The sequence below is a fragment of the Halorhodospira sp. 9622 genome (genome assembly GCF_022228025.1).
GTDB classification, from domain to species: domain Bacteria; phylum Pseudomonadota; class Gammaproteobacteria; order Nitrococcales; family Halorhodospiraceae; genus Halorhodospira; species Halorhodospira halophila_A.
In genome coordinates this window covers 15,383-29,727 of record NZ_JAJNRE010000003.1, presented here as the reverse complement: position 1 = coordinate 29,727, position 14,345 = coordinate 15,383, and the positions used below count along the sequence as shown (strand labels likewise).

At 68.6% G+C, this 14,345-nt stretch carries 11 protein-coding genes and 1 tRNA gene; 9 read left to right on the top strand and 3 right to left on the bottom strand.

The features are described 5' to 3' along the window. Positions 1 to 120 precede the first annotated feature (120 nt). Positions 121 to 993 (top strand): bifunctional methylenetetrahydrofolate dehydrogenase/methenyltetrahydrofolate cyclohydrolase FolD, encoded by an 873-nt coding sequence (folD, locus tag LRG07_RS02370; RefSeq protein WP_238641687.1) that lies wholly within the window; start codon positions 121 to 123, stop codon positions 991 to 993. A gap of 37 nt (positions 994 to 1,030) precedes the next feature. Next, positions 1,031 to 1,408: a PilZ domain-containing protein gene (locus LRG07_RS02365; RefSeq protein ID WP_201168798.1), complete on the top strand. Its 378-nt coding sequence runs from the start codon at positions 1,031 to 1,033 to the stop codon at positions 1,406 to 1,408. A 141-nt stretch (positions 1,409 to 1,549) separates the two neighbouring features. Here LRG07_RS02365 and LRG07_RS02360 read toward each other — a convergent pair whose 3' ends face one another. After that, positions 1,550 to 4,276 (bottom strand): phosphoenolpyruvate carboxylase, encoded by a 2,727-nt coding sequence (locus tag LRG07_RS02360; protein ID WP_238641686.1) that lies wholly within the window; start codon positions 4,274 to 4,276, stop codon positions 1,550 to 1,552. A 139-nt stretch (positions 4,277 to 4,415) separates the two neighbouring features. Between LRG07_RS02360 and wrbA the strand changes: the two genes are divergently transcribed. Both wrbA and LRG07_RS02350 read left to right on the top strand, forming a co-directional pair. After that, positions 4,416 to 5,012, top strand: a complete 597-nt coding sequence (wrbA, locus tag LRG07_RS02355; protein WP_201168796.1) for an NAD(P)H:quinone oxidoreductase — start codon at positions 4,416 to 4,418, stop codon at positions 5,010 to 5,012. Positions 5,013 to 5,074: 62 nt separating this feature from the next. Continuing rightward, positions 5,075 to 6,445 carry a sodium:alanine symporter family protein gene (locus LRG07_RS02350; RefSeq protein WP_201168794.1) on the top strand — a complete coding sequence of 457 codons (1,371 nt, stop codon included), beginning with the start codon at positions 5,075 to 5,077 and terminating at the stop codon, positions 6,443 to 6,445. 53 nt (positions 6,446 to 6,498) lie between these two features. Here the strand turns inward: LRG07_RS02350 and fliL are convergent, their stop codons facing one another. Together fliL and LRG07_RS02340 are read right to left on the bottom strand one after the other, a co-directional pair. After that, the gene (gene fliL, locus LRG07_RS02345; protein ID WP_201168791.1) at positions 6,499 to 6,978 is read right to left on the bottom strand and encodes a flagellar basal body-associated protein FliL; all 480 of its coding nucleotides are present in this window, start codon (positions 6,976 to 6,978) and stop codon (positions 6,499 to 6,501) included. Positions 6,979 to 7,043: 65 nt separating this feature from the next. Beyond that, positions 7,044 to 7,874, bottom strand: coding sequence for a hypothetical protein (locus tag LRG07_RS02340; protein ID WP_238636931.1), 831 nt, complete (start codon positions 7,872 to 7,874; stop codon positions 7,044 to 7,046). 167 nt (positions 7,875 to 8,041) lie between these two features. Here LRG07_RS02340 and LRG07_RS02335 point away from each other — a divergent pair. The 5 genes from LRG07_RS02335 to lon all read left to right on the top strand — a co-directional run bounded on the left by LRG07_RS02335 (position 8,042) and on the right by lon (position 14,136). After that, positions 8,042 to 8,131 (top strand) — tRNA-Leu (locus LRG07_RS02335). Between the two features lie 85 nt (positions 8,132 to 8,216). Further along, positions 8,217 to 9,527: a trigger factor gene (gene tig / locus LRG07_RS02330; protein WP_201168787.1), complete on the top strand. Its 1,311-nt coding sequence runs from the start codon at positions 8,217 to 8,219 to the stop codon at positions 9,525 to 9,527. 25 nt (positions 9,528 to 9,552) lie between these two features. After that, on the top strand, positions 9,553 to 10,185 hold the full coding sequence (clpP, locus tag LRG07_RS02325; protein WP_201168785.1) for an ATP-dependent Clp endopeptidase proteolytic subunit ClpP: 633 nt from the start codon (positions 9,553 to 9,555) through the stop codon (positions 10,183 to 10,185). 84 nt (positions 10,186 to 10,269) lie between these two features. Beyond that, positions 10,270 to 11,550 (top strand): ATP-dependent Clp protease ATP-binding subunit ClpX, encoded by a 1,281-nt coding sequence (gene clpX / locus LRG07_RS02320; protein ID WP_201168783.1) that lies wholly within the window; start codon positions 10,270 to 10,272, stop codon positions 11,548 to 11,550. 123 nt (positions 11,551 to 11,673) lie between these two features. Continuing rightward, positions 11,674 to 14,136 carry an endopeptidase La gene (gene lon / locus LRG07_RS02315; RefSeq protein WP_201168780.1) on the top strand — a complete coding sequence of 821 codons (2,463 nt, stop codon included), beginning with the start codon at positions 11,674 to 11,676 and terminating at the stop codon, positions 14,134 to 14,136. Positions 14,137 to 14,345: the final 209 nt, after the last annotated feature.

Here is a 14,345-nt window from a genome sequence, read left to right as displayed (position 1 = left end):
CAGGTGCGAAATCATAGCGACCCCGCCCGCCGCCGTCAATTCCCTGTTGCCGCGCCGCCGTTGCCGGCACCACTGCGGCGTGCGAAAATCCGCCTCTATTCGCGGTAGTTCGGGGGATTCATGCCTGCTCAGATCCTGGATGGTAAAGCCATCGCTGCCAAGCGTCGCGCGCTGGTGGGGGAGGCCGTTGAAGAGCGCATTCAGCGGGGGCTGCGGCGCCCCGGGCTGGCCGTGATCCTCGTCGGCCAGAATCCGGCCTCGGCGGTGTACGTCCGCAACAAGCGCCGGGCGTGTGAAGAGGCCGGCATCCTCTCGCGGGCCTACGACCTCGATGCTGACGTCAGCGAGGGTGAGCTGCTTGAGCGGATCGATCGGCTCAATGCTGACCCGGAGATCGACGGCATCCTCGTTCAGCTGCCTCTGCCGGGCCATATCGACGAACAGACGGTGATTGAGCGCATCGACCCGATCAAGGATGTCGATGGCTTCCACCCGGAGAATATGGGCCGACTGGCGCTGCGACTGCCCGGGCTGCGTCCGTGTACCCCGCGAGGGGTCATGACGCTGCTCCACCACACCGGGATCGAACTGGAGGGGCGCAATGCAGTGGTGCTGGGCCAGTCGAACATCGTTGGCCGGCCGATGACCCTGGAACTGCTCAATGCCCGCTGCACGGTTACGGTCTGCCACAGTCGCACCCGCGATGTGGCCGAGCGTGTCCGCCAGGCGGATCTGGTGGTCGCATCGGTGGGCAAGCCGGGGTTGGTCCAGGGCGACTGGATCGGCGAGGGCGCCGTGGTCATCGACGTCGGCATCAACCGCCTGGATAGCGGCAAGCTCACCGGCGACGTCGACTTCGCGGCGGCCAGCGAGCGTGCCTCTTGGATCACGCCGGTGCCGGGCGGGGTGGGCCCGATGACCGTGGCCACGCTGCTCGAGAACACTCTGGATGCTGCCCGCAACCGGGACGAACTGACTGCGGCGGCGTGCTAAGCTGTCTCCGGACAGAGTGACGGGGACAGGGAGTCGGATGGCCACGCACGAGAAGCGCCGTTTCAGCCGGGTGAGCTTTCATGCTCCCGCCCGCTTGGTCGATGCCGGGGGTCACGGTCGCGAGGTCGAGATCCTGGATCTGTCCATGCGCGGTGCCTTGGTGCGACTCAGCGACGGGAGTTCTCCTCAGGGTGCCCTCTGCGATCCACAGAGCCGCTGGACGCTGGAGCTCTCCCTGAGCGAGGAAGACCGGATCTGCATGGAGGTGCAGCCCGCCCACTGGCATGAGCAGGAGGTAGGGTTGCGCTGCGAGCGGATCGACCTGGACAGCATGGTCCATCTGCGCAGTCTGCTTGAGGCCAACTTGGGTGATGTCGATCTGGTCAACCGGGAGTTGATGCAGCTCGTCTCCTGACTTCGAAACGGTCCCGGCAGCCGCAGCGCGCCATCGCCGCGGTGCCTTGCGCTCGTAGGCGTCCGGGCGGGTGCTCCGAGCACCCCCGCCCGCCCCGTGCGTCCTTCCCGTCTAGAAGCTCACGCTGTAGTCGGCCGTTGGCTAGCCTGTACTCTGCAGCCCGGCGCTGAGCCCGGCGATGGTCATCTTGACCAGATCGGTCAGTCGCGGGTGCTCCTGTTCCCGGGATTGCCGCAGCCGCGATAGGGCCGAGAGCTGAAGCAGCGACAGGGCGTCCAGGTCGGTGCGGCGCAGCTCGTGGCTCGCCTGCAGGGCCGGCTGGCGCTCGAGCAGGCGTTCCTTGCCCATGGCCGCCAGGAGCCAGTTACGGGTGCGTTGCCACTCGTCGAGGATTCGTTCGCGCAGCTCCGGGTGGCCGCCGAGCTCCAGGGCCTGACGGCCAAGGGTGAGATCCGCCCGGGCCAAGCCCATCTCGACGTTCTCCAGCAGCTGGGCGAAGAAGGGCCAGTCGCGGCGCATCTCGCGCAGCCGGGCGAGCCCGCCCTCGGTTTCGCCGATAGCGGCCAGGCCGGTGCCCACGCCGTACCAGGCGGCCAGGTTGATGCGGCTCTGTGACCAGGCGAAGACCCACGGGATCGCCCGCAGACTCTCCAGGTCGCGGGCCGCGCTACGGTGGGCCGGCCGCGAGCCGATCTCCAGCTGCCCGATCTCCTCGTAGGGCGTCACCCGGGTAAAGAAATCGGCGAACCCCTCGGCGTGGACCAGCTCGTGGTAGGCGCGCTCGCTCGCCTCGCTCATGCGTCGGAGCTCGTCGCGGTAGCGGGCCGCGACCCGCGCGGCGCGCTCTTCGGCATGCCCGGTGGACATGGCCAGCACGGCGTTGATCGTCTGCTCCAGGTGCCACCGCCCGGAGTCCACCGTCCGGTAGCGCGTGAAGATCATCTCCCCCTGCTCGGTGACCTTCAGCCGGCCGTCCACCGAGCCGGATGCCTGGCCACGGATTGCCCGGTTCAGCGGACCGCCGCCACGGCCCAGGGAGCCGCCGCGGCCGTGGAAGAGGGTAAGTTGGATGCCGTGCCCGCGCGCCCAGCTGGCCAGGCGCTCTTGGAGTTCATGGAGCACGGCGTTGGCGGCGAGAACACCCACGTCCTTGGCCGAGTCCGAGTACCCGACCATGACCTCCAACTCGTACCCGCGGGCCTGCAAGGCGTGCTGTTCGCCGGGTAGCTCGAGGAGTTCGTCGAGGACTGCCGGGGCGTGCTCCAGATCCCGGCGCGTTTCGAACAGCGGGATGATATCGAGACGGAAGGTGGCCCACTGTTCCTCGGGCACCGCCAGGCGGGCGAGGGCGCGCACGGCGGCGATGTCCGCCGCCGTGCGCGTGAACGAGATGATGTAGCGCCGGCACGCCTCGGGTCCGTAGGCGGCCTGCAGATCGGCGGCGGCGCGCAGGGTGTCGAGCACCTCTTGCGTGGCCGCGCTGGTCGGTTCCGGCGCCGTTGCCCAGCCCTCGCGCGCCAGGCGGTCGAGTTCCGCGGCGTCGGTGCTGACCCCCGGGGCCAGCTCCTCCAGAGCGGCGGCATGGACACTGGCGTGCTGGCGAAGCTCCAACTCGGCGAGGTGGAAGCCGAAGGTCTCGACCTGCCAGCGCAGGTCCTGGAGGGCGCCGTAGGCCAGGCGCGGGATCCCGGCGCCGGCCAGCGAGCGCTGGACCTGGTCGATCTCGGCGAGCAGCTCCGCGGGGCCGTCGAAGCCGCGCTCCGGATCGCCCTGGCGGCGGGCGCGCAGGCGCTCGGCGGCGTAGACGAGCTTGTGCCGGTGGGCCTGATCGGGGGAGGTCCGCGCCAGGGCGGCGGCCTGTTCCGGGAAATCGGCGCGGTCGCGCTCCAGGCCCTGAAGCAGCTCCGGGGCCGGCGGCGCGTAGCGGTCGCTGGCGGTGAACGTGCGGGCCACCTCGCGGGTGCGCTGCTCAAGGCGCTGGAGGACCTGTGTCGCCTGCTGGGCCATCGCCCGGTGGGTCACCTCCGCGGTGACATTGGGATTGCCGTCGCGGTCACCGCCCACCCACGAGCCGTAGCGCAGGAAGGCCGGGGTGTGGGGCGTGCGGGCCCCGGTGTTGCGGGGGGCCAGGGTGCGCTCCACCTCGTGGTAGATGCCCGGCACCAGGTCGAAGAGCGTCTGGTCGAAGACCGCCATGATCCGTCGCGCCTCGTCGAGGGGGGTGGGGCGCTCCTGGCGGAAGGGCGCCGTGGCCCACAGCGCGGTGAGTTCCTCGGCCAGGCTGCGGCGGACGTCGAAGGCGAGGGCGTCGTCGGCCTCGTGCAGGTCGAGGCGTTCGAGCTCCCGCGAGATGCGCTGTAGCGCATCAACCACTGCCCGGCGGCGGGCCTCGGTGGGGTGGGCAGTCAGCACCGGGTGGATGCGCAGCCGGCGGATCAGCTCGTGGGCGGCGTCCCGGCCCTCGAGCTCGGTGACTTCCTGGATGCCGGCTTCAAGACCATCGCCGACGATGCGCCCGTCCCGCCCCTGTGCCCGCAGGGAGCGCACCCGCTGGCGGTCCTCGGCGAGATTGAGCAGCTGGCAGTGCAGGGTCAGGGCCCGGGCCACCTTGTGGCCCGTGGTCGGATCCAGGCGGTCGAGTTCGGCGAGGGTCGGCTCCGGGTCGGGGTGTTCGGTCCAGTGGAGTTCGTGGGCGGCCTGGCGCAACCGGGCCAGTGGGGTGGTGACGCGCTCCCCCTCGCACTCCTGCAGCACGTCGTGCAGGACGCCGTCGAGCAGGGCGATCTCCTCGCGCAGCGGCGCGGGGACCACGACCCCGGCGTCGCGGACGGCAGAGATGTCGGAGAAGCGGGCGGCCAGTGGTTGCATGGTACGGATCCAGGCACGGCTGCTGTTGTTCCGGAAGACATTCGGCGCGATCTTGCGCGTTGTCAACGGATTCGCGATGCTCCCCAGGGGTGTGAGGCACTCTGTCGTAACCAACGCTCAGCCACAATCGGGAGGTGCCATGAGCAGGGTACTGGTTCTCTACTACTCCACCTACGGCCACGTCGAGACGCTCGCCCATGCCGTCGCCGAGGGCGCGCGCGGTACCGGTGCCGAGGTGGCGGTCAAGCGCGTCCCCGAGACCATGCCGGAGGAGGTTGCCCGCCAGGCCGGCGCCAAGCTCGATCAGGAGGCTCCGGTCGCCAGTCCGGAGGAACTCGCCGACTACGACGCCATCCTGTTCGGCACCCCCACCCGTTTCGGCAATATGGCCGGGCAGATGCGCAACTTTCTGGACCAGACCGGCGCGCAGTGGTTCAACGGTCAGCTGATCGGCAAGGTCGGCAGCGTCTTCACCTCGACGGGCACCGGTGGGGGCAACGAGACGACGATCACCTCGTTCTGGCACACCCTGGCCCATCACGGGATGGTCATCGTCGGTCTGCCCTACGCGGCAGCGGAGCTGACCGATCTCTCGGTGGTCAAGGGCGGCAGTCCGTACGGCGCCGCCACCATTGCCGGCGGAGACGGCAGCCGTCAGCCGAACGAGCAGGAGCTGGCGCTGGCCCGTTACCAGGGGCGCCATGTGGCCGAGATCGCCCAGCGCCTGCACGGCTGAGCCGGCCTTATTGTTGCCACCGTGCGGCGAGGTGGGCCGCATGAGCACCAGGGGGGAGGATCATGGAGGCGGTGACCTCATTGCTCGAGACGGTTAGTGACTTTGTCTGGGGGCCGGCGATGCTGGTGCTGCTGCTCGGCACCGGCCTCTACCTATCCATCGGCCTCAAGGCCATGCCGATCCGGCGGATCGGCTACGGCTTTCGGCGCATGTGGGGCGGCCGCGCGGAGCGCACCGACGAGCCGGGCGAGATCACCCCCTTCCAGGCGCTCACCACGGCGCTGTCGGCGACCATCGGTACGGGCAACATCGCCGGTGTGGCGACGGCGATCACCCTGGGCGGCCCGGGGGCGGTGTTCTGGATGTGGATCACCGCGCTGGTGGGCATGGCCACCAAGTACGCCGAGGCCGTTCTGGCGGTGAAGTACCGCGAGACCGACGAGCACGGGCGCTACGTCGGCGGTCCGATGTACTACATCAAGAACGGCCTGGGGCCCCGGTGGGCCTGGCTGGGGACGCTGTTCGCGATCTTCGCCATGGTGGCCGCCTTCGGCATCGGCAATACCGTGCAGGCCAATTCGGTGGCCGATGTGGTCGAGTCGAACCTGATGGTGCCGCCCTGGCTCACCGGGCTGATCCTCTCCGCCCTGGTCTTTCTGGTGATCATCGGCGGAATCCGGCGCATCGCCCGGGTCGCCGAGCGTTTGGTGCCGACCATGGCGGCGATCTACGTGATCGGTGGGTTGCTGATCATCGGTTGGAATCTCACCGATGTCCCGGCGGCTCTGGGGCAGATCGTCACCGACGCGTTCACCGGTACGGCGGCCACGGGTGGCTTCGCCGGCGCTGCGGTGTGGGCGGCGATCCGCTTCGGTGTCGCCCGCGGCATCTTCTCGAATGAGGCCGGTCTGGGGTCGGCGCCGATCGCCCATGCCGCGGCGCGCACCCGCAATCCGGTCCGCCAGGGCACCGTGGCCATGCTCGGCACCTTCATCGACACCATCATCGTCTGCACCATCACCGCGCTGGCCATCGTCCTGACCGGGGTCTGGACCACCGGCGAGACCGGCGCGTCGCTGACTTCCATGGCCTTCGGCGAGGGCGTGCCTGGAGGCAATTGGATCGTCACCGTGGGCATGATCCTGTTCGCCTTCACCACCATCGTCGCCTGGAGCTACTACGGCGAGCGTTGCGCCGCGTTCCTCTTCGGGGCCCGGGTGATCACGCCCTACCGCTACCTGTGGGTGGTGCTGCTGTTCGTCGGTGCCATCGCCGAGCTGGGGCTGGTCTGGATCGTTGCCGACATCCTGAACGCCTTGATGGCGATCCCCAACCTGATCGCCCTGCTGGCGCTCTCCGGGACCGTGTTCGCCATCACCCGCTCGTACTTCGCCCCGGGGGGTGGTTCCGAGGAGCCGCAGCGCACGGAGTGACGGGCCAGCCGGGGGCGCCGCCGGCGCCCCCGGGGGCAATCGCCCTTGGGCCCTTATTGCATGACGAACCGGGTGAAGTACACGCCGGCCGCCGGCTCGTCCACACCGTACTCGCGGAGCGTGGCGTTGACGCGATCCAGCGCCTCCTCGCGCAGCGCCTCGCGTGCATCCGGCTCGGCGAGCTCGGTGGAGGACTGATCGGCCAGGAAGAGCATCAGCGCATCGCGGATCGCGGCCTGGTGGGTCTCGATCCCATCGGCTGCGGCCTCGCTGGTGGTGGCGATCTCGACCTCGGCCTCGAGGTACTGCGCCGGCCCGTCGTCATCGAGGTTGACGGTCAGCGCCTGCTCGAGTTCGGTATAGCGGGCCTCGGCCAGGTCCTGCTCGGCCGGCTCCGGCCGTGGTTCTGCGCGGTGCTCCGGGGCCATGCCGGGCGGGGTGAAGACCCCGGTGGCCATGGCCAGCACCAGGCCCAGGGTGGCGAGCATCAGGACGGCCAGGCCGCCGAGTAGCGCGATCAGACCTTTCGGCATGTCGACCTCCTTCGCGGGTCAGCCAGCCCCGGGCAGGTCCTGCCGGGGTGGCAGGGTCAGCTGGTTCATCGGGCGCGGCTGCCGCGCCGGCGCTGCGCCTGCTGCTGCTCTTCCTCGGCGGCGCGCTCGGCGCTGGCCGCGGCGTAGTCCTTGAGTCGTTCCTGGCGCTCGCGGCGCCGACGCAGCGTGGTCTCGTTGCGCTCGATGAGCTCGAAGATCCGCATCATTGAGCCGTAGACCACGTACACCGGGTGATCGCGGCTGCGCTGCGGTTCCTCCGGGCCGTCCCCGGGGATCCACAGCACGCCGCGGGCGTTCACGCTGGCGGCGATCCGCGCGCAGCGTTGCAGCGCCGGGGTGAAGCCGAGGCTGGCGTGCTCCGGCGGCAGCACGTAGAGCGCGTAGCGGGCTTCGCCGGTCTCCACCAGGATGTTAGCCACACCGGCCGGGGTCTCCACGTCGAATCGGTAGCGGTAATCAGGGGCGTTGTCACCCATCCACTGGCGCAGTTCAGCGGAAACGCGTGCTGGGTTGAGCCCTCGGGCGGCGTCGCTGTTGCGGCGGGCGAGGGCGGCACGGCGTTCGCGTTCGCGCTGGAGTTCAGGCAGGGCGGTGCGTACGGCGACGGCCGCCGCCACGGCCGCCGCCCCGAGGATCAGCGGCCAGGCGAAGCTGAGCAGGGTATGGGCCTCTGCAATGATCGGTACCTCGGGCTGGTCGATGAACGTCGGCAGCAGGGCGAGCGCGGCAATCAGCAGGGCGAGGTTCAGCCAGCGGCGCGCCGCCCGCCAGCGCCGAACGGCCGCGGGATTGTCGCGGGTGCGGTGGATGCGGTTGGTGGTGACCTCGCGCAGGGCGAGCAGCAGCACCAGGACCGTGATGGCAAGCAGTATCATCTTCCCTCTGTGCGCGGGCGGCGCCGACGATGGGCAGGTGCCCATGGTAGCGGACCGCGGCCGGCCAGCCGAGCGCTCGGATGCGCATTGCGGGGAACGCGTCAACCGTTGTTATACTGATGCGGCGAAAGGCGTCAGGGTTACCCCCATTACGCCGCGCAGAGTCTGCGAAAGTGGCGGAATCGGTAGACGCGCCGGGTTTAGGTCCCGGTGGGGTTCGCAGCCCCGTGAGAGTTCGAGTCTCTCCTTTCGCACCAGGCAGTCCGTAGGCCGCGCGGTCCAGGACCGTGCGGCAAGCGCGAAACCGCAATCACCAAACGTTTGGATCCCAAGGACTTCCCGATGCAAGTTTCCGTGGAGACGACCGAAGGCCTGGGCCGGCGCATGACGGTCCAGGTCCCCGCCGAGCGCGTGGAGCAAGAGGTAGAACGCCGGCTGAAAGACCTCAGTGGCCGCGTCAAGATGGACGGCTTCCGGCCCGGTAAGGTGCCGGTGAAGGTCGTTCGCAAGCAGTACGGCGCCCAGGTGCGCAGCGAGGTGCTCAGCGAGGTGGTCCAGCAGACCTACTCCGAGGCCCTCGAGCAGGAGTCGCTGCGCCCGGCCGGCAACCCGCACATCGAGCCCAGGCGTACCGGCGAAGGGGAGGACCTGGAGTACGAGGCCACCTTCGACGTGCTGCCGGAGATCGAGGTTCAGGGCCTCGACCAGATCCGGGTCGAGCGGCCCCAGGTCGAGGTCACCGACGCCGACCTGGACAACGTCCTCGAGCGGCTGCGCAAGCAGCACGCCGACTACCAGGAGGTGGATCGGGCGGCCCAGGATGAGGACCGGGTGGTCATCGACTTCCACGGCACCATCGACGGCGAGGCGTTCACCGGCAACTCCGCCGAGGACGCTCCGCTGATCCTCGGCGCCGGGCAGCTGCCCGAGGCCTTCGAGCAGGCGCTGCAAGGCGCCCAGGCCGGCCAGGAGCTGACCGTTGAGCACAAGTTCCCGGACGAGCTGGCCGAGCCGAGCATCGCAGGCAAGACCGCAGTCTTCCAGGTGACGGTCAAGCGGGTGGAAGAGCCGCAGCTACCCGAGCTCGACGACGACTTCGCGGCCCGTCTGGGCATCCAGGAAGGCGGAGTGGAGGCGCTGCGCGACGCCGTCCGCGGCAACCTCGAGCGCGAGCGAGACCAGGCCGTGCGCCAGCGCCTCAAGCGGCAGGTGCTCGATCAGCTGGCCGATCAGAACGAGCTGGAGCTGCCCAAGAGCCTGATCGATGGCGAGATCGAGGCCCTGCGCCAGCAGTCCGGCGCCACCGCCGAAGGCGAGCTGCCCGAGTCGGAGCGTTCCGCCTACGAAGAGGTGGCGGGCCGCCGCGTGAAGCTGGGCTTGCTGGTCAACGAGCTGGTGCGCAGCCAGGGGATCCAGCTCGACCGCGAGCGGATGATGACCCAGCTGCGCGAGATGGCCGCCAACTCCGGCCAGGATCCGAGCGAGGCCCTGCAGCAGATCGCTCAGGACCGGCAGATGATGCAGGGGCTCGAGGCCTCGGTGATCGAGGAGCAGGTGGTCGACTGGCTGCTCGAGCAGGTGCAGACCGAGGACAAGCCCATGAGCTTCGACGAGCTCATGAACAGCGAGGACGGCGACCAGGCTTCGGCCTGAGTCGCGGCCCCAGGAGGCCAACGGCATGAGCGATACGCAGCAATCCGCCCCCGACGTGTTCAACACCGGCCTGGTGCCGATGGTCGTCGAGCAGTCGGCGCGCGGCGAGCGGGCCTACGACATCTTTTCGCGCCTGCTCAAGGAGCGCGTCATCTTCCTTGTGGGCCCGGTGGAGGACTACCAGGCCAACCTGCTGGTGGCGCAGCTGCTGTTCCTCGAGTCCGAGAACCCGGACAAGGACGTGCACCTGTACATCAACTCGCCGGGCGGATCGGTGACCGCCGGGCTGGCGATCTACGACACCATGCAGTTCATCAAGCCGGACGTGGCCACCCTCTGCGTGGGGCAGGCGGCCAGCATGGGTGCTCTGCTGCTCGCCGCCGGCGCCTCGGGCAAGCGCCACGCCCTGCCCAACTCGCGGATGATGATCCACCAGCCGCTGGGCGGGTTCCAGGGGCAGGCGACGGACATCGACATCCACGCCCGCGAGATCCTCAACATGCGGGATCGTCTCAACACCATCCTGGCCCACCACACCGGGCAGGACATCGAGACCATCCGCCAGGACACCGATCGGGACAACTTCATGACCGCCGAGGCGGCCGCGGAGTACGGCCTGATCGACCGGGTCCTGACCAGCCGCGGTGCCTCCGAGTGAGGACCCGCGGGCTGGTTGCGTACCCGCTGAAAAGGGTGCATCGTTGATAACGAATGATTCCAGTGCGCAAACCGAGGCCGTGGCATGACTGATCGAACTCAGAACAAGGGCGAGGACGGCGGCAAGCTGCTGTACTGCTCCTTCTGCGGGAAGAGCCAGCACGAGGTCCGCAAGCTCATCGCCGGGCCATCGGTGTTCATCTGCGACGAGTGTGTCGAGCTCTGCAACGACATCATCCGCGAGGAACTCCAGGAAGGCGCGGCGACGGAGGGGGGCGGTCTGCCCCGGCCCCACGAGATCAACCGCGAGCTCGACCAGTACGTGATCGGCCAGGAGCACGCCAAGAAGGTGCTCTCGGTGGCCGTGTACAACCACTACAAGCGCCTCGAGAGCCGGACCAGCCAGGACGACGTGGAGCTGACCAAGAGCAATATCCTGCTCATCGGCCCCACCGGCTCGGGCAAGACCCTGCTCGCCGAGACCCTGGCTCGGCTGCTCAACGTGCCGTTCACCATCGCCGACGCCACGACGCTGACCGAGGCCGGCTACGTCGGCGAGGACGTCGAGAACATCATCCAGAAGTTGCTGCAAAAATGCGACTACGACGTCGACAAGGCGCAGCACGGCATCGTCTACATCGACGAGATCGACAAGGTTTCGCGCAAGGCCGACAACCCGTCGATCACCCGGGATGTCTCCGGTGAGGGGGTGCAGCAGGCGCTGCTCAAGCTCATCGAGGGGACCACCGCCTCGGTGCCGCCCCAGGGCGGGCGCAAGCACCCGCAGCAGGAGTTCGTCCAGGTCGATACCAGCAACATGCTGTTCATCTGCGGCGGCGCCTTCGCAGGGCTCGACAAGGTCATCCAGGAGCGCTCCGAGCGGGGCGGGATCGGCTTCTCGGCCGAGATCAAGAGCGAGCGGGAGCGGGCCAGCGTGGGCGAGACGCTGCAGACGGTGGAGCCCAGCGATCTGGTCCGCTACGGCCTGATCCCGGAGTTCGTCGGCCGTCTGCCGGTGATCGCGACCCTCAACGAGCTCGACCAGGAGGCCCTGGTGCAGATCCTGCGCGAGCCGAAGAACGCACTGGTCAAGCAGTACCAGAAGCTCTTCGAGATGGAGGGCGTCGAGCTCGACCTGCGCGACGATGCCCTGCGCGCCGTGGCTGACAAAGCCATGGAGCGCAAGACCGGTGCGCGCGGGCTGCGCACGATCATCGAGCAGGTGCTGCTCGAGACCATGTACGAGCTCCCGTCCATGGAGAACGTCAGCAAGGTGGTGGTCGACGAGTCGGTCATCGCCGGCGACAGCGACCCGTACATTGTCTACGCGGGTCCCGAGCACTCCAAGGCGGCGTCCGACGAGTAGGGCGCCGTCACCCGGCGCACCTTGAAACCCGCCCGTATCACCCCCATTCCGAACCCAGAGGAGGGGCGCGCGGCTGCGGCCGCGCGCGTCCCGCCGTTCGCACGCCAATGAGGTTCGCATCCAATGGCTGAGCCAACCGCTCACAACCCCGAATCCCCGCAGACCGTCACCCAGGCGCCGGTTTTGCCGCTGCGCGACGTGGTGGTCTACCCGCACATGGTGATCCCGCTGTTCGTCGGGCGGGAGCGCTCCATCCACGCCCTCGAGGCGGCGATGGAGCAGGACAAGCGCATCTTCCTGATCGCCCAGCGCAGCGCCGAGGTGGACGACCCGGGCGTCGACGAGCTCTACGGCTACGGTACCGTCGCCTCGATCCTGCAGATGCTCAAGCTCCCGGACGGCACCGTGAAGGTGCTGGTAGAGGGCAGCGAGCGGGCGCGCCTGGTCGAGCTGCTCGATAGCAACGAGTATCTCTCGGCCCATCTGGTCACGGTGCCGGAGCCGCAGCCCAGCGACGAGGACCGCGAGCTCGAGGTGGTGGCGCGTTCCGCGACCAACGTCTTCGAGCAGTACGTCAAGCTCAACAAGAAGATCCCGCCCGAGATCCTCTCCTCGCTATCCGGCATTGAGGAGCCGGGGAGGCTGGCGGACACCATCGCCGCGCACATGGCGCTGAAGGTCGAGGAGAAGCAGAAGGTCCTCGAGATGGAGGACCCGCGTGAGCGCCTCGAGCATCTGATGGGGCTGATCGAGGGGGAGATCGACATCCTCCAGATCGAGAAGCGCATCCGTGGGCGCGTCAAGCAGCAGATGGAGAAATCCCAGCGGGAGTACTACCTCAACGAGCAGATGAAGGCCATCCAGAAGGAGCTGGGTGAGCTGGAGGACGTGCCCAACGAGGTCGAGGATCTCGAGAACAAGATCGAGCAGGCCGGCATGCCCCAGCAGGCGCTGGACAAGGCGAAGCAGGAGCTGAACAAGCTCAAGATGATGTCGCCGATGTCCGCGGAGGCCACGGTGGTGCGCAACTACCTCGACTGGCTGGTGAGCCTGCCGTGGAAGGACAAGACACGGGTGCGCCACGACCTCAAGCACGCCGCCAAGGTGCTCGACCAGGACCACTACGGGCTCGAGAAGGTCAAGGAGCGCATCCTCGAGTACCTGGCCGTCCAACGCCGGGTGCGTAAGCTCAAGGGTCCAATCCTCTGCCTGGTCGGGCCGCCCGGCGTGGGCAAGACGTCGCTGGGTCAGTCCATCGCCCGGGCGACCAACCGCCGGTTCACTCGCATGTCCCTTGGCGGGGTGCGCGACGAGGCCGAGATCCGCGGCCACCGGCGCACCTATATCGGCTCGTTGCCGGGCAAGATCGTCCAGAACCTGAGTAAGGCCGGCAAGCGCAATCCGCTGTTCCTCCTCGACGAGGTGGACAAGATGGCCATGGACTTCCGGGGCGACCCGTCCTCGGCCCTGCTCGAGGTCCTCGACCCGGAGCAGAACAACAGCTTCAGCGACCACTACCTGGAGGTGGATTTCGACCTCTCGGACGTGATGTTCGTCTGCACGGCGAACACCATGAACATCCCGGCACCGCTGCTCGATCGGATGGAGGTCATCCGTCTGCCGGGTTACACCGAGGAGGAGAAGCTGGCCATCGCGCAGAACTACCTGCTGCCCAAGCAGATGAAGGCCAACGGCCTCAAGAAGGGCGAGCTGGACGTCAAGGAGAGCGCCATCCGTGACGTGATCCGGTACTACACCCGCGAGGCCGGTGTCCGGAACCTGGAGCGGGAACTGGCCACGGTCTGCCGCAAGGTGGTTAAGGACCTGGTCGAGGGCGAGTCGAAGGGGCGCAAGCGCGGCAGTGGCGTGCAGGTGACCCGTCGGAACATCGACAAGCACCTCGGGGTCCGGCGTTACCGTTTCGGCGTAGCCGAGACCGAGGACCGCATCGGCCAGTCCACTGGCCTGGCCTGGACCGAGGTGGGCGGCGAGCTGCTGACCATCGAGGTGGCCGTGGTGCCGGGCAAGGGCCGGGCGACGCAGACGGGCCAGCTCGGCGAGGTCATGAAGGAGTCCATCGATGCGGCCACCACCGTGGTGCGCAGCCGCGCCCGCGCGCTGGGGCTGGATCCGGAGTTCTACACCCGGAACGACTACCACATCCACGTCCCGGAGGGCGCCATCCCCAAGGACGGGCCTTCGGCGGGCACCGGCATGTGTGTCGCCTTGGTCTCGGCGCTGACCAGCATCCCGGTGCGCGCCGGGGTCGGCATGACCGGCGAGATCACCCTGCGCGGCGAGGTGCTGCCCATCGGCGGGCTCAAGGAGAAGCTCCTGGCTGCCTTGCGCGGCGGTATCGACACGGTCCTGATCCCCGCGGAGAACGAGAAGGATCTGGCCGATGTGCCCAAGGACGTGAAGTCGAAGCTCGACATCCGGCCGGTGCGCTGGATCGACGAGGTCCTCGAGGTGGCCTTGACCCGTCAGCCGGAGCCGCTGCCGGCTCCGGAGGGCGAGGACGAGGCCGACGCGGCCAAGCGCGTGGCCGTCGGTGAGGGCGAGGGCGACGCCAAGCGGCCGCACTGAGCTCGTGCCGCCCGTTTGACAGTCCGGAAAAGCCGCTGCTATAACGCCAGCAACTGAGCGGCCTGGGCCGTGACAGGCCCGGGCCGGCGGCGTCGGCGCTGCCAGCAGGGCGATTCAACGGCAACGCTGTGGAAGCACGCTACGCCGTGGTAGGGTTTGGGGGTCCGTAGGGTTGCCGGGCCGCCGTTCGGTGACCCAGGCCCGAAGGG

Bases quoted from the DNA above. Each gene is read 5' to 3' on its own strand.
- fliL (WP_201168791.1), bottom strand. From the start codon at position 6,978: ATGCCGAAAGGTCTGATCGCGCTACTCGGCGGCCTGGCCGTCCTGATG.
- LRG07_RS02360 (WP_238641686.1), bottom strand. From the start codon at position 4,276: ATGCAACCACTGGCCGCCCGCTTCTCCGACATCTCTGCCGTCCGCGAC.
- LRG07_RS02365 (WP_201168798.1), top strand. From the start codon at position 1,031: ATGGCCACGCACGAGAAGCGCCGTTTCAGCCGGGTGAGCTTTCATGCT.
- tig (WP_201168787.1), top strand. From the start codon at position 8,217: ATGCAAGTTTCCGTGGAGACGACCGAAGGCCTGGGCCGGCGCATGACG.
- folD (WP_238641687.1), top strand. From the start codon at position 121: ATGCCTGCTCAGATCCTGGATGGTAAAGCCATCGCTGCCAAGCGTCGC.
- clpP (WP_201168785.1), top strand. From the start codon at position 9,553: ATGAGCGATACGCAGCAATCCGCCCCCGACGTGTTCAACACCGGCCTG.
- wrbA (WP_201168796.1), top strand. From the start codon at position 4,416: ATGAGCAGGGTACTGGTTCTCTACTACTCCACCTACGGCCACGTCGAG.
- lon (WP_201168780.1), top strand. From the start codon at position 11,674: ATGGCTGAGCCAACCGCTCACAACCCCGAATCCCCGCAGACCGTCACC.
- LRG07_RS02340 (WP_238636931.1), bottom strand. From the start codon at position 7,874: ATGATACTGCTTGCCATCACGGTCCTGGTGCTGCTGCTCGCCCTGCGC.
- LRG07_RS02350 (WP_201168794.1), top strand. From the start codon at position 5,075: ATGGAGGCGGTGACCTCATTGCTCGAGACGGTTAGTGACTTTGTCTGG.
- clpX (WP_201168783.1), top strand. From the start codon at position 10,270: ATGACTGATCGAACTCAGAACAAGGGCGAGGACGGCGGCAAGCTGCTG.